An 18,505-nucleotide genomic window follows, 5' to 3' on the forward strand; every position below is an offset into this window, starting at 1 on the left:
CGTGCAGGTGCGCACCCCGGACCGGCTCACCGGGCGGCGGTCGTCGTCCGGGCCTGCTCGCGCAGGGGCTGGGTGCTCGTGTCGTGCAGACCCTTGCCGGTGGTCTCCGGCGCCGTCACCTGGGACAGGAGCGCTCCGACGACACAGATCGCGGCGGCGATGAGCATGCACGCACCGATGCCGATGGAGTCGATGCCGATCGGCAGCAGGAAGGTCCCCGCGGCGGCACCGACCCGACTGCACGCGGCCGCGAAGCCGACGCCGGTCGAGCGGACCTCCGTCGGCAGCACCTCGATCGGGTACACCGCGGTGAGGTTGCCCTGCGCCGCGTTCATGAACGAGAACACCGCGAAGCAGAGGACGACGACGATGCCCGGAGCCGAGCCCCACAGCCCGACGACCGCGAGGGCGACGGCCATGATCCAGAACGGCGGGATGAGCTGGCGGCGTCGGCCGAGCCGCTCGATCGTGAGCATGCCGACGAGCGCACCGATCGCGGCCATGGCGTTGACGATGATCGTGCCGGTCGCCTCGTCGTGCAGCTGCAGCGACTTCAGGACGGTCGGCGCGAAGGTGAAGATCGCGAAGTACGGTGCGACGTTGCACGCCCAGAACAGCGAGATGAAGGCGAGGCGCTGCCGGTTCTCCTTCGCGAACAGCACCCGGTACCCGCCCTCGCGCTGTTCCTCGGCCGCGTACTGCTCGTCGCGGAAGTACGCGTCGCCGCCGAGCCGCTCGGTCACGATCGTCCGGGCCTCCTCCGTCCGTCCGTGCTGCAGCAGCCACCGTGGTGACTCGGGGAAGCCCAGCCGCGCCAGCGCCGTGACGACCGCGGGGAGTGCGCTCGTGACGAGGACCCACCGCCAGCTCAGCCCGGCCCAGTCGATCAGGGCGTAGGCCGTGACCACGGCGACGAGGTACCCGCCGTACCAGCAGACGAGCAGTCCGGAGAGCCGTCGGCCCCGGTCCTTCGACGGCGCGAACTCGGCGAGCATCGCCGCGCCGATCGAGTACTCCGCACCGATCGCCATGCCGAGCAGCACGCGCACGACGAAGAGCTGCCAGCCGTCCGCCACGAACGCCTGCAGCAGCCCGAGCACGATGAACAGCAGGACGTCGATCGTGAAGACCCGCTTGCGGCCGAACCGGTCCGTGAGCCACCCGGCGAGTGGCGCTCCGATGAAGATGCCGATCAGCGAGCTCGCGCCGATGAGCCCGGCGAGCACCGGGTCGAGGCCGAGCGCGATCGTGATGGACGGCAGGGCGACGCTGATGACGCCGAGGTCGAAGCCGTCGAGGCCCTCACCCCACGCGCACGCGAACGTCATGCGCCGGAGGAACCCGTTCCGTCCGGCAGGGGTGGCGGTCGTGCCGCGCTGGGTCATGGTCGCTCCTCGGGCGCCGCCACCGTGGCGACGCCCACCGGACCGTAGGCCCGACCCCGCCGCCGGTGTCCCAGGTTGTCCTCCGTGCGGCGCGCTGGGTTCCGCCACCGGATCCACGAACCGCGCGCGTTCGACACCGCACCCGTCGAACGACGCGCGCGTGGTCGGAACGCGCGCGTGCCGTTGCAGGGTCTGGACGCGACCACCACACGGACGGGAGGCCCGTGGCGGCGCCGCCACGGGCCTCCCGTCGGTCGTCTGGTCGCGCCCGACAGCCGCTGCCGGCGCTACGCGGTGGCGTGCTCGCGCGCGGCGCGATCAGCGGCGACGAGACGCTTGGCCTCGCGGAAGCGCTTGCGGGCCTTCTCGACCGGCACCTCGACCGCGTAGGCCGCGCCGACCGCCACGAGGAGCGCCGCACCGACCAGCCACACCTTGCCCCACGCACCGATCGCGAACGTCCCGAGGAGCGCGATCACGAGCGGGTGCCAGAGGTACGCCGAGTACGACACCCGACGGCCGAACCAGGACATCGGCGTCCACGCGAGCACCGCCGACACCGGGGTGCGGACGGAGACGAGCCCGCCGATGAGCACCGCGGACACGAGGCCGGTGACGGGCAGGACCACACCGAACGTCGAGGCGTGCTGCGTCCAGTCCCCGTCGATCCAGAGCAGGACACCGACGAGGGCGGCCAGCCCGAGCCATGTCGCCAGGTGGCCGGCGATGCCCGCGGCGACGCGACGGACGCGCTCGTCGTCGAGCAGCAGCGCGAGCAGGCACCCGGTCGCGAGCGGGACGACGCCGAGCACGGGCGAGAAGTACACGTCCGGGGTCGCGCCGCCGTTCGGCTTCTCGTAGCTGAGGAACGACGCGACCGAAGCGCCGACGATGACCACGCCGAGCCCGGCCATCAGCCACCGGCGACGCGACCGGATCGCGAAGAGCAGCACGAGCACGGGCGGCCAGACGAGGTAGAACTGCTCCTCCATCGACAGGCTCCACGTGTGCGCGAACACGCCCTGCGTGGTGTCCCAGAACGAGCGGAAGAGGTTGCCCGTGTAGCTCAGGGCGATGAACGCGGCCTCGCCGGCGGAGAACGTCGCGCCCTTGTAGTCGCCGACCCAGTTCCAGAGCGCGAGTCCGACGACCACGAAGGCGATGAGGGCCGGGTAGAGCCGCAGCACGCGCTTGCCCCAGAAGGAGCCGAGGCGGATGCGGCCGGTCTTGCGGCGCTCGCCGAGCAGCAGCGTCGTGATGAGGAAGCCGGAGAGCACGAAGAACACCGTGACGCCGATGAAGCCGCCGTCGAAGTGCGACACGTGGAGGTGGTAGAGGATCACGGCGAGGATCGCGATCGTGCGCAGCCCGTCGAGCGCGGGCGCACGGGACGTCAACGGCGGCGGGGGAGTCGTGCTGCCGTCCCTGCGTGCGGTGCCGTCGGCGTGCGTGCTGCCGTCGGTCGTGGCCGGTGCGGAGGTGCTGCGGGTCCGCTCCGGCGAGATCGTGGTGGTCGCCACGGTCGCCTCCTGCGAGATCGTTCTGCTGCCCGGACCGACGAGCGGACCGTGACCTGATCGTTACAGGATGCTCGCCCGAGGTAAGAGGAGTCTCAACGAACGGGGTGCACGAGCTCCGTCAGGGCGTCGAGCCGCTCGGCCGCGACGTCCTCGAACGACCGGTCCTCGTCCGGCGCGATCCACTGCTGGAACGTGAGGTGGAAGACCGTGACGGCCGTCTCGGCGGCGATCGTCGCGGCGGGCTCGCCCACGCCGCGGTGGCGGAGGAGGGCACCCAGGTGGATCTTCAGGGTCGCGAGCTTGGCGAGCTCCCGTTCCTGCAGGGCCGGGTTCGCCTCGATGATCGCCTGGCGGGCGCGGGAGAACGGCCGCTTCTCGTGGTCGAAGAACGAACCCGCGGCGGTGATCGCGAGGCGGACCAGCTCGAACGGCGCGGTGCCGTCCGGGGACTGCTCGATCGGGTCCGCGAACATCGCGAGGAAGTCGTCCTGCCCGGCGAACAGCACCTCGCGCTTGTCGGCGAAGTGCCGGAAGAAGGTGCGCTCGGTGACCTCGGCCGCCCCGGCGATCTCGGCCACGGTCGTGGCGTCGTAGCCCTGCTCGGCGAAGAGCTGCATCGCCGTCGACTGCAGTCGCTCGCGCGTACCGGGTTGCCATCGGACCATGTCGGCAGTCTACTGATGACAGCGACTGACATCAAGTGCTACCGTGATGTCAGTTCGTGACATCAGCGCCACGGACACCGTGAAGGGAAACGCACATGCACGTGTTCGTCACCGGGGCCTCCGGATGGATCGGCTCCCACACCGTCGACGAGCTGCTCGCCGCTGGACACACCGTCACCGGCCTCGCCCGCTCGGACGCCTCCGCCGCCGCGCTCGAGGGGAAGGGTGCCGCGGTGCTCCGCGGGGACCTCGACGACCTCGAGGCCCTGCACCGCGGCGCCGCCGACGCCGAGGGGGTCCTCCACCTCGCCAACAAGCACGACTGGGCGGACCCGGTCGCGACGAACGCCGCCGAGCGTGCTGCCGTCGAGACCCTCGCGTCGGCGCTCGTCGGCACCGACCGGCCGCTCGTCGTGGCCTCGGGCGTCGGCATGCTCGCCCAGGGACGCCCGTCGACCGAGTCGGACGCCAGCCCGTACGTCGGCCCGGACACCCACGAGGTGGGAGCGAGAACCGCGGCTTCGACTTCGTCGCGCAGGGCGTCCGTGCGATCGCCGCCCGGTTCAGCCCGACCACGCACGGCACCGGCGACCACGGCTTCATCGCGGCGATCGTCGCTGCGGCCCAGCGCACGGGGGTGTCCGGCTACGTCGGGGACGGCACGAACCAGTGGGCCGCCGTGCACGTCACGGATGCGGCCCGGCTCGTCCGGCTCGGACTCGAGCAGGCCCCGGCGGGGACGCGGCTGCACGCCGTCGCGGAGTCCGGCATCCCGACGCGGGACATCGCCGAGGCGATCGGGGCCGGACTCGGCCTCCCGATCACGTCGGTCGACCCGGCCGACGCCGAGGAGCACTTCGGCTTCATCGGCCGCTTCTTCGCGATGGAGATGTCGGCGACCTCGGACGCGACGCGCGAACTGCTCGGGTGGGAGCCGACGGGCGTCGGGCTGCTCGACGACATCGCGGGCGGGGCATACTTCCCGGTCCGCGGCGCGTAGCGCGGCCGCGCCCGGCGGACCACCCGCCGGGCGGGAGGCACGGTGCGGGCCCGCACCGCGCCTCCCGTCCGGCGTCGGGTCGCGTCCACGGCGCGCCGTGCGTGCTCCTGCCGCTCGCGCCTGACGCGTGCCGAGCGGGTTCGACAACGCGGGCGTCGATCGACGCGTGTGTCGTCGCGGACGACGAGTGCAGGAACCGTCCCCGCGCTCCCGACGCCTACTCGGCCTTCTGCATCTGCCAGGGCTCGGGCTCGCGGTCGCCGTTCGGCCGTACGGGCCGGACGTCGCCGACGATCGGGATCGCCCGCTTCCGCATGAACCACAGGTACCGCACGAAGAAGTGCGACAGCGTCGACAGCCGGTTGCCGTTGCCGAGCAGCGAGGCGATGTGCACCGCGACCCACGCCGCCCACGCCACGGGGCCGACCATCGTGATCCCGCCGCGGAGCTGTGCGACCGCGGCGTTCGTGCCGATCGTGGCCATCGTCCCCTTGTCGAAGTACTTGAAGTGCTCGGTCGGCTTGCCCTCGAGCAGGCGCTTGATCTGCTTCGCGACGTGCTTGCCGCCCTGGAGCGCCGGCTGGGCGAGCTGGGCGAGCGCGTCGTCCTGGGCGGCGATGTCACCGGCGGAGAAGACCCGGTCGACACCCTTGACGCGGAGGTCGTCGTCCACCTGGATCCGGCCTCCGTGGGTCTGCGGCATGCCCCAGCCCGAGACCTCCTTGTGCGCCGCGACACCGGTGGCCCAGATGACCTGCGAGGCCGGGATGAACTCGCCCTCGGCGGTGACGACGCCGTCCGGACGGACCTCGGCGACGCCCGTGTTGAGCCGCAGCACGACCCCGCGCTTCCGGAGGATCTTCGCCGCGTAGCGACGCAGGCGCGGCGCGAACGGCTTGAGGAGCTCGCCGCTGCGGTGCACGAGCGTGATCGAGATGTTGCCGCGCTCGATCTCGGGGTAGGCGCCGACGAGCGCCTGGTCACGGAGCTCGGCGAGCGCACCGGCCATCTCGACGCCGGTCGCACCACCGCCGACGATCACGATCTTGATCTCGTCCGGGCCCTGGTTCGCGGCGGCTTCCTCGAGCCGGGTGAACAGCTCGTCGCGGATACGGAGCGCCTGGGACCGGGAGTACATCGAGTAGGCGTACTCGTACGCGCCGGGTGTGCCGAAGTAGCTCGTGTTCACGCCGTTGGCGAGGATCAGCCAGTCGTAGTGCAGGTGCTCGCCGTCGGACATCTCGGCGATCCGCTCGACCGGGTCGATGCCGGTGAGCAGGCCGTGCCGGAACTCGGCGTTCGACTGCTTCGCCCGGAGGCTGCGGAGGAAGTACGTCACGTCGCCGGCGTTCAGGCCGCCGGTCGCCACCTGGTACATGAGGGGCTGGAACATGTTGTAGACGTGGCGGTCGACGAGTGTGACCCGGACGTCGGCGTCCGCGAGCTCCCGCATGGCCGCGATGCCGGCGAAGCCTCCACCGACGATGACGACGTGTGGGCGGGTGTCCTGCGGCATGAGCTCCCTGGTTTCCTCGGACGGCGGATGGTCGCCTCCGAGGGTACGCGCGCTCAGGGCCCTCCGATGACCGGGGCGCTCACCACCGACCCGGCCTGGAGGCCCGCCCAGGCTCCGTCAGCCGTCTCGCCGCGTGTAGGTGTTCAGCACGTTCCCCTTGCTCGTCACGGTGCTGTCGACCAGCGTCAGGCGCGTGGGCGGGTCCGTCGGCTCGAAGAGCCGCCGGCCGGGGCCGGCGACCGCCGGGTGGATCATGAGCTGGAGTTCGTCGAGCAGCCCGGCGAAGAGCAGGTGCCGGACGACCGAGATGCTGCCCGTGACCGCGATGTCGCCGCCGTCCTGCTGCTTGAGGTCGCGGACGAAGGCGTCGAGGTCGCCCGTGATGCGCGTGCTGTTCTCCCACGCGAGGTCGTCGCCGAGCGTGGTCGACGCGACGTACTTCGGCATCGGGTTGATCCACCGGCCGAACGGGTCGTCGGCGTGCGCCGGCCACCACTCCGCCCACTCGAGGTAGCTGTTCCGGCCGAGGAGGACCGTGTCGGTGCGGGACATGAACGCCGTCATGCCCGCGCCGAGCTCGTCGTCGAAGCTGTCGTGCTGGAACTTGTAGGGCTCGTCGACCACGCCGTCGACCGAGGTGAAGAGACCCGAGGTGACCTTCCGCATGCTCGGAGGATAGCGGCGCGCCTGGTCAGCTACCAGACCCGGAGTCGGTGCCGCCCTGGGTGCTGCCGGGCTGCTGCCCGGTGCCGCCGCCGTACCCCGGGAAGCCGTTCGTCCCACGGCCGGGGAACTGCGACGTGCCCTGGGACTGCGTTCCGCCGATCGCGTGCCCGATCGCGAAGCCGACGCCGCCGCCGACGAGGAGCGCAGCCACCCCGACCGCCGCCGCGATGACCGGCCAGAACCACGGCGGGCGTGGCTTCGTTCGCCCCTGGGCCTGGGCGTTGCCGTACCAGGGAGTCGGTGTCTGCCGCGCGGTGTCCCACTCGGCGGCGTACGGGTCCGTGCCGGGTGTGCGGGTGTCCGTCGCCGTCTGACCGGCGGTCGGTGCGGCGTCCCACCCGCTCGGAGCGGCGGCGGGCGCGGCGCCCCAGCCGTCCGGGGCGGACGGGTACCGGCGGGGTTCGGCCGACGGGGTCGTCGGATCGGTGTCGTTCATGGTGACGAGTGCACACCGCCCGGCTATCAACCGGTGATGACGACGCTGACGCTGCACTGTGGACCCGGGCGTAGCGTCGGTGCCGTGCGCGCGAAGGTCGAGACGGTGTCGGTCGACGGGCTGCCCGTGCGGCTCCGGACGCTGGCGCCGGCCGGTCGCCTCCACGACGCCCTGGTCCCGACGGTGCTGCTCGTGCACGGCATCGGCATGTCCCACCGCTCGTTCGCCCGCTCGCAGCAGGCGCTGGCGAGGACGCACCGGACGGTCGCCGTCGACCTCCCGGGCTTCGGCGGGCTGCCACCGGCCGGTCGACGGCTCGACGCCGAGGAGCTGGCCGACCTCGTGGTGCGCGCGGCACGGTCCCGCGGCGCCGGGGAACTCGTCGTGGTCGGGCAGTCGATGGGGTCGCAGGTCGCCGTGGAGGCGGGGCTCCGCCACCCGGACGCGGTGTCGTCGGTCGTCCTCGTCGGGCCCGTCGTGGACGATCGTCGACGGACGCTGTTCCACCAGGCCGTCGACCTCGGTCGGGACTCGTTCGCCGAAGGGCCGCGGATGAACGCCGTCGTCCTCACCGACTACCTGCGCAGCGTCCGACAGTACGTCCGGGAGCTCGGTCCGATGCTCCGCTACCCGCTGCTCGAGCGGGTCACCGGCCTCGACGTCCCGGTGCTCGTCGTCCGCGGCGACCGTGACCCGATCGCCCGCCACGCCTGGGCCGCCCGGGTCGCCGCCCACGCCCGCCGCGGCGCGTTCGTCGAGCTCCCCGGCGCGCACCACGTGCAGGAGCACCGCCCGGTCGCGTTCGCCGACCTGGTGGCGGAGTTCCGCCGCGTCGAGACCCTGGAGCGCCTCGGATGACCGACCCGACCGCCTCGACGACGCAGGCCGACCCGGAGGGGCGATCCGTGCCTCCCGTCGGGCTGCTCACGCGCGCCGCGTGGGCCGTCCGCGACTGGCTCTACGCCGCCCGGTGGCAGGTGCGGAGCCTCGGACCGACCACGGCGGACGACTACCTCGACGGCGACCGGCCGCCCGTCGTGGTCATCCCGGGCGTCTACGAGACGTGGCACTTCATGCGACCACTGATGGACGCGCTCCACGACCGTGGCCACCCCGTGCACGTGCTGCCCGTCCTCCGGCACAACGTCCGCCCCGTGCCCGCCTCGGCGGAGGAGGTCGTCGCGTACCTCGAGGAACACGACCTGCACGAGGTGCTGCTCGTCGCGCACAGCAAGGGCGGCCTCATCGGCAAGTACGCGATGGCGTCGCTCGACCCCGACCGCCGGATCGACCGGATGGTGGCGGTCTCCACGCCGTTCGGCGGTTCGTCGCTCGCGAGGCTGGCCCCCGTCGCGCACCTCCGTGTCTTCCGTGCCGCGGACCCGGTGCTCGCGGCGATAGGGCGGGAGCTCGCGGTGAACGCGCGGATCACCTCGGTCTACGGGGTGTTCGACACGCTCATCCCGGAGGGGTCGGAGCTCGCCGGGGCGACGAACGTGCGGCTGCCGGTCGGCGGGCACTTCCGGATCCTCGGCGATCCGCGCACCCGGGAGGCCGTGCTCGCCGCCACCGACTGAGACGCGGCCGGGCGGGCTCGGTCGGGCTCAGCCCGGGCCGAGTCTCGGCTCCGCGGACACCTTCGCGGCGCGACGACCACGGAACTGTCCGCCCAGCCGAGTCTCGGCGCCTGCGCCCGCCCGCCCGCGCCCGCGGTCCGCTCAGACGCCGGGCAGGAAGAGGCAGAACGGGTGCCCGTCCGGGTCGAGCAGCACGCGGACGTCGTCCTGCGGCTGGAACGCCGCCTCGCGGGCGCCCAGTTCCACGGCCCGGGCGACGGCACCGGGCAGGTCCTCCACCTGGAAGTCGACGTGGAGCTGCATGTTCTGCGCGCCGGCCTCGCTCGGCCAGACCGGGGCGACGTACTCCGGGTCGTACTGCACCGACAGACCAGCGCCGTCGACCGGCCGGACCCGCGCCCACGTCGGGTCGTCCTCGTGCACCGTCCACCCCGTGAGCGCCCCGTAGAAGCGCGCCAACCGGATCGGCTCGGGGGACTGCAGCACCGTGGCCACGAGGGTCGGCATCGTCGCGTCGTCGCTCGTCATGCGGCGGAGCGTACGCGCGCCCTGCCGGGCGTCAGCGCGGGGTGACGCTCGCGCGCTCGACGATCCGGTGCGGCACCACGAACGTCTCCGGCGGCGCGGTCCGGTCGTCGATCCGCCGGGCGAGCAGCCGCAGCGCTGCACCCGCGAGGGTCTTCCGGTCGAACGCCACCGTCGTGAGGGCGGGGATCGCGAACGCCGCCGCCGCGATGTCGTCGAACCCCATCACGCTGACCTGCTCCGGCACCCGGACCCCACGCGCGGCGAGCACGTGCAGGACGCCGAACGCGATCGAGTCGGTGAACGCGAACACCGCGTCGGGCAGGTCGTTCCGGTCCAGCCACGCAGAGAACGCGCGGGCTGCCGTCGCCGTCGACCAGTCGTCGAGCGGCACCCGGAGCCCTGCGTCGACGGGGATGCCCGCCGCGGTCAGCGCATCGCCGTGTCCGCGTTCGCGGAGCTCGCTCGTCGCGGTCGCCCGGACGGCGGCCGCCGCACCGACGATCGCGATCCGCCGGTGACCGGCGCCGAGGAGGAACGCCGTCGCCTCCTCCGCCGCGGCCCGGCTGTCGACGTGCACCTGGTCGACGTGCTCCGGCTCGACCTCGCCGATCACGACGGTCGGCGGGAGCCCCTCGGTCGAGGCCAGCACGCTCGCGCTCAGCGTCACCGGGTTGAGCACGAGCCCGTCGACGAGGTGCGCGCGGGCGCGTGACACGAGGTCCTGCTCGCGTTCGGGGTCGTTGCCCGTCTGGTCGAGCTGCACGACCCAGCCGTGGTCGCGGGCGAGCTCGACGAACCACTCGGTGAGTTCGGCGGCGTAGGGGTTCCGCATCTCCGGCAGGGTGAGCGCGATGACGCCCGACCGGCCGTTCCGCAGCCCGCGGGCCGACAGGTTCGGCACGTACCCGAGCTCGGCGACCGCCTGTTCGACGCGCGCCCGGGTCTCCGGGCGCACGGGGACGCCGCCGTTGACGACGTTGGAGACGGTCTTCGGTGACACCCCGGCGAGGGCGGCCACCTCCCGCACGGTCGCGCGCATCGTCCGAGCGTACCGCCCGGGGTCGGCCGTGCACGGGCTGGCCGCGCCAGTGCTGGCCGCGCTACGGCCGCCGCTCGTACCGGTGGACGTGCGTGCGGTACGGCACCCGGACGACGTCGTGCCCGGCCGTGTCCGGGTGGGTGTCGAGGAGCTCCTCGACCGCTCGACGCAGTCCGGCGCGCTCGGCGTCCGGCAGCACGATGACGTAGCTGCGCGACAGGACCATGTCGAGGAACGCCGACCGGTCCTGCTCGTGCACCCACTCGAACACGCGGTGCTCCCGCTTCCCGAACGGCCCGTCGGGCACCGACTCGTCGTCGTACGACATCCGCTGGGCCTCGGGCCGCGTGATGACGTCGCCGAGCCGCTGCGCCCAGTCCGAGGACTCGTCGCGCACGTTCCAGACGAGGCCGAGCACGCCGCCGGGCCGGATGACCCGTGCGGCCTCGGTGATGCCGGCGGCCGGGTCGACCCAGTGCCAGGACTGCGCGAAGGTCAGCGCGTCCGCGGACGCGTCGGGCAGCGGCACCGCCTCACCGGTGCCGTCCAGCGCGCGGACATCCGGCAGCAGCGTCGCGAGCCGCGCCCGCATCGCCGGGTCCGGCTCGACCGCGACGACCTCGGCGCCGCGGCCGAGGAGCGTCCGGGTGAACTTGCCGGTCCCCGCCCCGACGTCCACGAGTCGCCGCGCCGCGTGGGGGACCAACCAGTCGGCCACCTCGGCCGGGTACCCCGGTCGCCCGTGCTCGTAGGCCTCGACCGCGCTGCCGAAGGAGCGCGCGTGCTGCTCGAAGGTCATGTCCCCACCCTGGCACGCAGCTGGTACGGACCGCCGCGAGCAGGGGAGCGCTGCGGAGCGATGGACCGTTACAACGATGGAAACAGGTGGCAACACGTTGCCGAACGGTTGCTCGCGGCGGGAGGGTCGCCTGCAGGAATCCAACGGAGGGGGCCACCGAGTGACGAAGCTCGACGTCCGCGCGCCGGACCGCGCGCACACCGAACCACGTGCTGATCGACGAGGTTCGCCGCCACGGCGGCCTGACGGACGACGGACGGCGTGGCAGCGGATCCGGCGGGACCGGGTGCTGTTGCTCATGGGGCTGCCCGGGGTGGCGCTGCTCTTCGCGTTCCACTACCTACCCCTGCTCGGCAACGCGATCGCGTTCCAGGAGTACCTGCCGTTCGTCCCGCTCGGACGGAGCCCGTGGGTCGGGTGGGACAACTTCTCGGTGGTGTTCGACGGCGACCCGGAGTTCCTGGGCGCCCTCCGGAACACCCTCGTGATCACGCTCGTGCAGGTGGTCTTCGTGTTCCCCGCGCCGATCGTGCTCGCCCTCATGCTCAACTCGTTGCTGTCCGATCGGATCAAGCAGGTCGTGCAGTCGATCCTCTACCTGCCGCACTTCCTCTCCTGGGTGATCGTCGTCGCGGTCTTCCAGCAGATCCTGGGCGGTTCGGGGCTCGTGAACAACGCGATCCGTGCGGCCGGCGGCGATGCCATCGACTTCCTCGGTAACCCGGACGGGTTCATCGCGCTCCTCACGAGCCAGGTGATCTGGAAGGACACCGGATGGGCGACCATCCTCTTCCTCGCCGTGCTGAGTCAGATCGACACCAGCCTGTACGAGGCGGCGAAGATGGACGGCGCTTCGCGGTGGCGGCAGTTGTGGCACGTCACCCTGCCGGGCATGCGCGGCATCATCGTGCTGCTCCTGATCCTCCGGCTCGGCGACTCGCTCACGGTCGGCTTCGAGCAGATCCTCCTGCAGCAGGCCGCCGTCGGCCGAGCCGCCAGCGAGGTGCTCGACACGTACGTCTACAACAACGGCGTGCTGGGCGGCCAGTGGGGCGTCGCCGCCGCGGTCGGACTCGTGAAGGGCGTCGTCGGCGTCCTGCTCGTGCTCGGCGCCAACAAGCTCGCCCACGTCTTCGGCGAAGCGGGCGTCTACCAGAAGGACCAGAAGTGACCGCGACCCACACCGTGACCGTGCCCCGCCGGACGAAGCGGAAGCGGGGCGGACCCGACCAGGCACCGCTCCCCGGACGACTGCTCACCGGCGCGGTGCTGCTGGTGATCTGCCTCGCGGTGATCCTGCCGTTCGTCGGCATCGTCTCGACGAGCCTCGCGCCGACCAGCCAGGTGAACGAGGCAGGTGGGTTCGTGATGTGGCCACGCGGGCTCGACCTCGGTGCGTACCGGAGCATCTTCGCCGGCGGTGTGGTCACCCGCGCGATGGTCGTCAGCATCGGCATCACGCTCGTCGGGACCCTCATCAGCCTCTTCGTCAGCGCCATGCTCGCGTACGCCCTCAGCCGGCCGGGTTCGTACGGCTCGGGCTTCGTGCTGTCCCTGGTGCTCGTGAGCCTGCTCTTCGCGCCAGGACTCATCCCCAACTACCTCGTCGTGAAGCAGTTCGGCCTGCTCGACTCGTACTGGGCACTGATCCTCCCGACGGCACTCAGCGCGTTCAACGTCATCGTCATGCGCTCGTTCTTCATGGCGATCCCGAAGGAGCTCATCGAGTCGGCGCGGATCGACGGTGCCGGCGACTTCGCGGTGTTCTGGCGGATCGTGCTCCCGCTGTCCAAGGCGGTCCTCGCCGTGATCGGCCTCTTCTACGCGGTCGGCTACTGGAACGCGTTCTTCAACGCGCTGCTCTACATCAACGACACCGCGAAGTGGCCGCTGCAGCTCGTGCTGCGCACCTACGTCATCAACAACGCGCAACTCGGCGGATCCGACCTCGGGACCTCCTCGGACGCGCTGCCCCCACAGGCCTCGATCCAGATGGCGATCCTCGTCGTCTCGATCGTGCCGATCCTCGTCGTCTACCCGTTCCTCCAGCGACACTTCGCCAAGGGTGTCCTGACCGGCGCGGTGAAGGGCTGAACCATGACCACGAACATCACCCGCCGCGCCCTCATCGGGGGCGGACTCGGGATCGCGGCCACGAGCCTCCTGGCCGGGTGCAGCACCGTGACCCGTTCCACTGACGTGAAGGCGATCAACAAGGCCGTCGCGCTGCCCGACTACGTGCCGTGGCAGGGCGGACCTGCGCCCGTCCTGCCGAAGACGAGCGCGCTCATGCCGAGCGCGTTCCGGTCGATCCCCGACCGGCTCGTACCCACGCGGGGCAGACCCGGCGACGGGTCGATCGTCCGCGGCAGCGTGCCGACGAACTCCCCGGTGCCGCCGTCGAAGGGGAACAACCCGTACTGGCAGGGTCTCGACGAGCACATGGGGGTCGACCTGCGGCTGACGATCACACCGAACGCGGACTTCCCCAACAAGTTCGCCACGCAGGTCGCCGGCGACACCCTGGGCGACGTCTTCACCATCAACCAGGGCTTCTCCTACCTGCCCCAGTTCCTCGAGGCGAAGGCGGCGGACCTCAGCCCACACCTCTCCGGTGCCGGGGTCCGCGACTACCCGTACCTGGCGAACCTGCCGACTGCGTCGTGGCGCGGGACGGTCTTCTCCGGAGGTATCTACGGTGTGCCGGTGCCCCGCGGTCCGTTGACCTCCCAGGTCCTCCACCTGCGCCAGGACCGCTTCGACCGGCTCGGTGTCGACCCGGGGTTCGGCAGTCTCGACGAGTTCCTCCAGCTCTGCCGCAGGGTGTCCGACCCGCACGCGAACCGGTGGGCGCTGGCCTCGGTCCCGACGAGCATCCTCGCCCCGATGCTCGGCGTCCCGAACCAGTGGCGGGAGGACGGCGGATCCCTGACGCACATGTACGAGACCGAGGAGTACCGGGAACTGCTCGACGTGTCACGTCGACTCATCGCCGAGGACCTGGTGCACCCGGACAGCATCACCGCCTACAACGGCAAGGTGTGGCTCGTGCAGGGGTCCGCGCTCATGCTGTCCGACACGTACAGCGCGATCCCGGGCATCCTCGGGCAGGCGACGCCCGGCAGCGGGTTCGAGCTCGGTCTCGCACCGTTCGTCGGGCCCGGCGGGGCGAAGCCGAAGCCCTGGCTCGGTGACCCGAACAACACGATCGCAGCCGTCGCCGCCGGGGACGATCGCCGCGTGCGGATGCTCCTCGAGGTACTGGACTGGTGCGCTTCACCGTTCGGCACGGAGGCCTGGACGTACCGGAAGTTCGGCATCGAGGGACGCGACTTCGAGTACCGCGACGGCGCCCCCGTGCTCACGACGGTCGGCAACAGCGAGACGGCCCTCGGCGAGTTCCCGTTGCAGTACTTCACGGAGTGCCCGCTGCCGCTCTACTACGCGGGGCGACCCGGGATGACCGACACCGTGTACCGGTCCCTTGCGTCGTGGTTGGACGACGGCCTGCCCAACCCCACCTACGGCCTGTACTCGCCGACCAACTCGACGAAGGGACCGACCGTGGGTACGTTCGCGACCAACGCGATCAACGACGTCCTGCTCGGCAGGGCGCCGGTGGCGTCCTGGAGGGACACCGTTCGGGAATGGCGGCGTCGCGGGGGCGACGCCGTCCGTCGTGAGTTCGAGGAGGCGCTCGAGGCACGCGCGTCCTGACGGACGACGTGACGGACGGGAGGAACGGTGCGGGCCCGCCCCGAACCTCCCGTCCGTCACCGGGGTGCGTCCACTGCGTCAGTCCGCGTGCCGGGCGCTCCACGCTCGGAACGGCGCGGTCGGGTCGTCGACGCGGCCCTGCTCGGCGCGCAGCGTGCGCTCCTCGACGGGCTTGGCGTACTCGTCGTAGAAGCTGCCGAGGGTCATCAGGCGGTTGCCGTCCTCGTAGTGCTCGCCCTCCTGTTCCCGTGTCGCGGCGTACACGACCCGGTCGGGCTGCGCGTAGTAGAGCGCACCGAGGCACATCGGGCACGGGTACGCCGTCACGAAGACGTCGTACCCGCCGAGGTCCGTGATGCCCTGTTCGGCGGCAGCACGGATCGCGCGGATCTCGGCGTGCGCCGTCGGGTCGCCGGTCTGGGCGACGTGGTTGACGGCCTCGACGACGACCTCGCCGTCGCGGACGATCAGGCAGGCGAAGGGCTTGCCCCCGTCGGCGACGTTGTCGAGGGCGCGGGAGACCGCCAGTGCCGTGAAGTCGGTCGGTGTGGTGGGTTCGTCGTGGGGCATCGGCCCACCGTCCTCCCGGCGGCTGCCCGGGCGGTGGGTGGCGTCGTACCCCGGGGCGTCGGGCGGGTCGCAGTCGGCGGCGGTTCACTGGCCGGCATGACCGATCGGCCCTTCACCCCCGCGCTCGCCACGTTCTTCCGCGGGCTCGCCGAGCACAACGAGAAGTCTTGGTTCGAGGACCACCGGGAGGAATGGGAGCGGCACGTCGAGGCACCGATGGAGGCCCTGCTCGACGAGGCCGAGCGACGTTACGGGCCCGGACGAGTGCTCCGGCAGCACCGGGACCTCCGCTTCACGCCGGACAAGCGGCCCTACCGGGAGGACACCGGGCTCACCGCGGGCGGGGTGTACCTCAGCGCCGGTGCCGACGGCATCCAGGCGGGCGGTGGTCTCTACACCCCGTCGCGCGCGCAGCTCGACGCCGCCCGGACCGCGATCGACGAGCACCCGCAGGCCGCCGCGGCGCTGCAGCGGGTGCTGGACGACCTCACCGACGCCGGGTTCGAGCTCGCCGGGCCGCCGCTCAAGACCGCGCCGCGAGGGTTCGACGCGGACCACCCGCGCATCGAGCTGCTCCGGATGCAGCACTACGCTGCGCTCCGGCACCTGCCGTTGACCAGCCCGCTGTCCGACGTCGTCGATGCATGGGAGCGGGTGCAGCCCCTCGTGCGGTGGACCGTGAAGTGGGCCCGGGCGGAGGACCCCGACGCCGCCGACGACCCGGCGCCGCCCGTGCCGGGAGCGCGGTCGATCGACGAGCGGGCCTGAGCGGCTGCGGGTTCCGGCGCTGGTCGTGCGGTCTCGCTCGGTGTGTGCAGCGTCAGCCGCGGAGCCAGCCGGCCTCCGCGAAGGTCGTCTGCAACTCGGCGAACAACCGCGAACCGTGGAACCCGTCGACCGCCGCGTGGTGCACCTGCACCGCGATCGGCATCATCGTCCGGCCCTCGACGTACCGGTAGCGCCCGATCGTGAACACCGGGAGCAGGTGGTCGAAGCCCTCCTTCACGTGCAGCGCGAAGCCGGTGAAGGACGTCCCGGGCAGCGTCGACACGTCGAACACGTTCCGGGGACGTTCGGGCTGCGGGAACATCCGGTGATCGTCCCGGTAGCGCTCCATCGTCGACACGGCCGCCGCGTGGAACCGTGCCGGGTCCTCGTCGAACGGGACGAACAGCACCGAGAACGTCTCCGTGTCGGGGTGGAACACCGTGAACATCGGGTGCACCACGTCCCACACCGCCGGCGAGCCGTCCTCCTGGAGCTGCATCCGGAACTCCTCGTGGCGGTTCACCACGGACGCGATCGCCCACAGCTGTGAGGCGTAGGTGCGACGGTCGGTGCGGCTGACCGTCTCGGCGAAGTCGGTGACGTCGAGCTCGACGGTCATCTCCCACGTGCACGGCACCCGGTCGCGGTAGTGCTCGAAGTGTTCGCGGCGGGGCCAGGCGGCGAGGTCGACGGGGCGGAGCGCGGTCATGAGAGCCAGTGTGGCCCCGATCCCTAGGGTGGAGCCATGCCGACACTGCAGCGCGTCCCCGCCCTCGTCGCCTCCGGTCAGTTGGCGATCCCGGTCGCCGAGGCGCTCGTCGCACTGCCCGCCGACGTCGTCGGTCGGGTCCAGGCCGCGTCGATCGACCCGGAGCTGGCGGACACGGCGGCGTTCTCCGAGGCGTACGGCTTCCCGGTGGAGGGCGGCGCGAACTGCATCGTCGTCGCGGGCAGGCGCGGCGAGGACGTCCGGTACGCCGCGTGCATCGTGCTCGCCCACACCCGTCTCGACGTGAACCGCGTCGTCAAGAAGCTCCTCGACGTCCGCAAGGCGAGCTTCGCCCCGATGGACGAGGCCGTCGCGCTGACCGGCATGGAGTACGGCGGCATCACCCCGATCGGCCTCCCGTCGTCGTGGCCGGTGTACGTCGACGCGCGCGTGCAGGACGCTCCCGAGGTCGTCATCGGCGCCGGGCTCCGTGGCGCGAAGCTGTTCCTGCCGGGCGCGGTGCTCGCGGGGCTGCCGCACGTGCAGGTCGTCGAGGGCCTCGCGACCGCAGCACCCGGCGCATGACGGTCCGGCTGCCGATCGTCGTCGACGACCACGTGTCGCTCGTCCTCGCCGACGACTCCGTGGCCGAGGCGTACCGCGACCTCGTGCTGGCCGACCTCGACCACCTCCGGCCGTGGGAGGAACTCGCCCGGCCGGACCTCACCACCGAGGACGTCCTCACGTACCTGACCCCGGGACTCACCGGGTGGGCCGAGGGCACCGGGGTCCCGACGGCGATCGTGCTCGACGGAGCCGTCGTCGGCGCGCTCGTCGCACGCATCACCCCGGCGACGGCGAAGGCCGAGGTCGGCTACTGGCTGGCGTCAGGTGCCGCTGGGCGGGGCGTGATGACTCGCGCAGTCGAGGCCCTCCTCGACGCGCTGTTCGACGACGGGGTGTTCCGCGTCGAACTCCGGACCGCAGCCGACAACCTGCCGAGCCGCGCGGTCGCGGAGCGGCTCGGGTTCACCCTCGAGGGCACGCTGCGGCAGGCGTACCCGATCGAGGGCGTGCGGCACGACCTGTGCGTGTACGCCCGGCTCGCGACCGACCCGGCCCGGTGAAGCGCGCTGCGGCTGGGTCGGAGCGCCCGGTCGGTGCGCCCGCTCAGTCGTTCGGTCGGATGAGGCAGAACGGGTGCCCGGCCGGGTCGAGGTACACGCGGAACGTCTCGGTCCCGGATCCCATCGCCGTCCCGCTGATCGCCAGCACCGCGGTCTGCCCGGCGTCGAGGTCGTCGACCTTCACGTCGAGGTGGCTCTGCTGCGGGACGTCCTGCCCGGGCCACTCCGGCGCGCGGTAGTCGGCGACCTGCTGGAACGCGAGGATCGGCCGGAGGTCGGTGAAGGGGAGCGCGATCTCCGCCCAGTCCTCGTCGAAGGCGACGATCTCGCCGCCGAGGAGTTCCACGTAGAAGCGCGCCAGTGCGCGGGGGTCCGGGCAGTCCAGGACGACGACGTCGAGCGTGCCGATCATGGCCGACACGC

At 71.9% G+C, this 18,505-nt stretch carries 21 protein-coding genes and 1 pseudogene; 10 read left to right on the forward strand and 12 right to left on the reverse strand.

Features of this window, described 5'->3' with window-relative positions:
• Positions 1 to 26: 26 nt before the first annotated feature.
• From ACIPYW_RS08360 to ACIPYW_RS08370, 3 genes are all read right to left on the reverse strand, one after another.
• Positions 27 to 1,385 (reverse strand): MFS transporter, encoded by a 1,359-nt coding sequence (locus ACIPYW_RS08360; protein WP_400412603.1) that lies wholly within the window; start codon positions 1,383 to 1,385, stop codon positions 27 to 29.
• A gap of 287 nt (positions 1,386 to 1,672) precedes the next feature.
• Positions 1,673 to 2,905 (reverse strand): acyltransferase family protein, encoded by a 1,233-nt coding sequence (locus ACIPYW_RS08365; protein ID WP_400412604.1) that lies wholly within the window; start codon positions 2,903 to 2,905, stop codon positions 1,673 to 1,675.
• A gap of 92 nt (positions 2,906 to 2,997) precedes the next feature.
• Entirely contained in the window at positions 2,998 to 3,570 is a 573-nt protein-coding gene (locus ACIPYW_RS08370) for a TetR/AcrR family transcriptional regulator (protein WP_290134018.1), read from the reverse strand.
• 95 nt (positions 3,571 to 3,665) lie between these two features.
• Between ACIPYW_RS08370 and ACIPYW_RS08375 the strand changes: the two are divergent.
• Positions 3,666 to 3,989 (forward strand): annotated as a pseudogene (locus ACIPYW_RS08375) (NAD-dependent epimerase/dehydratase family protein); the annotation flags it as partial.
• A gap of 218 nt (positions 3,990 to 4,207) precedes the next feature.
• Complete coding sequence (locus ACIPYW_RS08380) at positions 4,208 to 4,570, forward strand: nucleoside-diphosphate sugar epimerase (protein ID WP_400413616.1); 363 nt, start codon at positions 4,208 to 4,210, stop codon at positions 4,568 to 4,570.
• 217 nt (positions 4,571 to 4,787) lie between these two features.
• Here ACIPYW_RS08380 and ACIPYW_RS08385 read toward each other — a convergent pair whose 3' ends face one another.
• The 3 genes from ACIPYW_RS08385 to ACIPYW_RS08395 form a co-directional block, all read right to left on the reverse strand.
• Entirely contained in the window at positions 4,788 to 6,086 is a 1,299-nt protein-coding gene (locus ACIPYW_RS08385; protein ID WP_290134020.1) for an NAD(P)/FAD-dependent oxidoreductase, read from the reverse strand.
• Positions 6,087 to 6,203: 117 nt separating this feature from the next.
• Entirely contained in the window at positions 6,204 to 6,752 is a 549-nt protein-coding gene (locus ACIPYW_RS08390; RefSeq protein ID WP_400412606.1) for a dihydrofolate reductase family protein, read from the reverse strand.
• A gap of 25 nt (positions 6,753 to 6,777) precedes the next feature.
• The gene (locus ACIPYW_RS08395; RefSeq protein WP_400412608.1) at positions 6,778 to 7,248 is read right to left on the reverse strand and encodes a hypothetical protein; all 471 of its coding nucleotides are present in this window, start codon (positions 7,246 to 7,248) and stop codon (positions 6,778 to 6,780) included.
• Between the two features lie 84 nt (positions 7,249 to 7,332).
• Between ACIPYW_RS08395 and ACIPYW_RS08400 the strand changes: the two genes are divergently transcribed.
• Positions 7,333 to 8,106 carry an alpha/beta fold hydrolase gene (locus ACIPYW_RS08400; protein WP_400412610.1) on the forward strand — a complete coding sequence of 258 codons (774 nt, stop codon included), beginning with the start codon at positions 7,333 to 7,335 and terminating at the stop codon, positions 8,104 to 8,106.
• Positions 8,103 to 8,825 (forward strand): esterase/lipase family protein, encoded by a 723-nt coding sequence (locus ACIPYW_RS08405; RefSeq protein WP_400412611.1) that lies wholly within the window; start codon positions 8,103 to 8,105, stop codon positions 8,823 to 8,825. Before ACIPYW_RS08400 ends, ACIPYW_RS08405 begins: the two co-directional genes overlap by 4 nt.
• Before the next feature lie 141 nt (positions 8,826 to 8,966).
• Here ACIPYW_RS08405 and ACIPYW_RS08410 read toward each other — a convergent pair whose 3' ends face one another.
• The 3 genes from ACIPYW_RS08410 to ACIPYW_RS08420 form a co-directional block, all read right to left on the reverse strand.
• Entirely contained in the window at positions 8,967 to 9,353 is a 387-nt protein-coding gene (locus ACIPYW_RS08410; RefSeq protein ID WP_400412613.1) for a VOC family protein, read from the reverse strand.
• 31 nt (positions 9,354 to 9,384) lie between these two features.
• A complete protein-coding gene (locus ACIPYW_RS08415; RefSeq protein WP_400412615.1) occupies positions 9,385 to 10,392 on the reverse strand; it encodes a LacI family DNA-binding transcriptional regulator in 1,008 nt (335 codons plus the stop codon).
• Between the two features lie 61 nt (positions 10,393 to 10,453).
• The gene (locus ACIPYW_RS08420; RefSeq protein WP_400412616.1) at positions 10,454 to 11,191 is read right to left on the reverse strand and encodes a class I SAM-dependent methyltransferase; all 738 of its coding nucleotides are present in this window, start codon (positions 11,189 to 11,191) and stop codon (positions 10,454 to 10,456) included.
• Positions 11,192 to 11,351: 160 nt separating this feature from the next.
• Between ACIPYW_RS08420 and ACIPYW_RS08425 the strand changes: the two genes are divergently transcribed.
• From ACIPYW_RS08425 to ACIPYW_RS08435, 3 genes are read left to right on the forward strand one after another with little or no spacing between them, the layout of a single operon-like run.
• Positions 11,352 to 12,362 (forward strand): ABC transporter permease, encoded by a 1,011-nt coding sequence (locus ACIPYW_RS08425; RefSeq protein ID WP_400412617.1) that lies wholly within the window; start codon positions 11,352 to 11,354, stop codon positions 12,360 to 12,362.
• On the forward strand, positions 12,359 to 13,285 hold the full coding sequence (locus tag ACIPYW_RS08430; RefSeq protein ID WP_400412618.1) for a carbohydrate ABC transporter permease: 927 nt from the start codon (positions 12,359 to 12,361) through the stop codon (positions 13,283 to 13,285). Before ACIPYW_RS08425 ends, ACIPYW_RS08430 begins: the two co-directional genes overlap by 4 nt.
• A gap of 3 nt (positions 13,286 to 13,288) precedes the next feature.
• Positions 13,289 to 14,908 (forward strand): hypothetical protein, encoded by a 1,620-nt coding sequence (locus ACIPYW_RS08435; RefSeq protein WP_400412620.1) that lies wholly within the window; start codon positions 13,289 to 13,291, stop codon positions 14,906 to 14,908.
• 78 nt (positions 14,909 to 14,986) lie between these two features.
• Here ACIPYW_RS08435 and ACIPYW_RS08440 read toward each other — a convergent pair whose 3' ends face one another.
• Positions 14,987 to 15,478, reverse strand: a complete 492-nt coding sequence (locus ACIPYW_RS08440; protein WP_400412621.1) for a nucleoside deaminase — start codon at positions 15,476 to 15,478, stop codon at positions 14,987 to 14,989.
• A 96-nt stretch (positions 15,479 to 15,574) separates the two neighbouring features.
• On the opposite strand from ACIPYW_RS08440, the gene ACIPYW_RS08445 reads away from it, so the two are divergent.
• The gene (locus ACIPYW_RS08445) at positions 15,575 to 16,246 is read left to right on the forward strand and encodes a TIGR02453 family protein (RefSeq protein ID WP_400412622.1); all 672 of its coding nucleotides are present in this window, start codon (positions 15,575 to 15,577) and stop codon (positions 16,244 to 16,246) included.
• A 52-nt stretch (positions 16,247 to 16,298) separates the two neighbouring features.
• Here ACIPYW_RS08445 and ACIPYW_RS08450 read toward each other — a convergent pair whose 3' ends face one another.
• Complete coding sequence (locus ACIPYW_RS08450; protein ID WP_400412623.1) at positions 16,299 to 16,955, reverse strand: CatA-like O-acetyltransferase; 657 nt, start codon at positions 16,953 to 16,955, stop codon at positions 16,299 to 16,301.
• Between the two features lie 36 nt (positions 16,956 to 16,991).
• Here ACIPYW_RS08450 and ACIPYW_RS08455 point away from each other — a divergent pair, with 36 nt between their 5' ends.
• Both ACIPYW_RS08455 and ACIPYW_RS08460 read left to right on the forward strand, forming a co-directional pair.
• A complete protein-coding gene (locus ACIPYW_RS08455) occupies positions 16,992 to 17,540 on the forward strand; it encodes a YbaK/EbsC family protein (protein WP_400412625.1) in 549 nt (182 codons plus the stop codon).
• The gene (locus ACIPYW_RS08460; protein ID WP_400412627.1) at positions 17,537 to 18,082 is read left to right on the forward strand and encodes a GNAT family N-acetyltransferase; all 546 of its coding nucleotides are present in this window, start codon (positions 17,537 to 17,539) and stop codon (positions 18,080 to 18,082) included. The genes ACIPYW_RS08455 and ACIPYW_RS08460 overlap by 4 nt, the downstream gene beginning before the upstream one ends.
• Positions 18,083 to 18,125: 43 nt before the next feature.
• On the opposite strand, the gene ACIPYW_RS08465 is transcribed toward ACIPYW_RS08460, so the two are convergent.
• Positions 18,126 to 18,494, reverse strand: a complete 369-nt coding sequence (locus ACIPYW_RS08465; RefSeq protein WP_400412628.1) for a VOC family protein — start codon at positions 18,492 to 18,494, stop codon at positions 18,126 to 18,128.
• Between the last annotated feature and the right edge of the window lie 11 nt (positions 18,495 to 18,505).

Origin of the sequence: Curtobacterium sp. NPDC089689 (genome assembly GCF_044749145.1) — a bacterium.
Lineage (GTDB): Bacteria > Actinomycetota > Actinomycetes > Actinomycetales > Microbacteriaceae > Curtobacterium.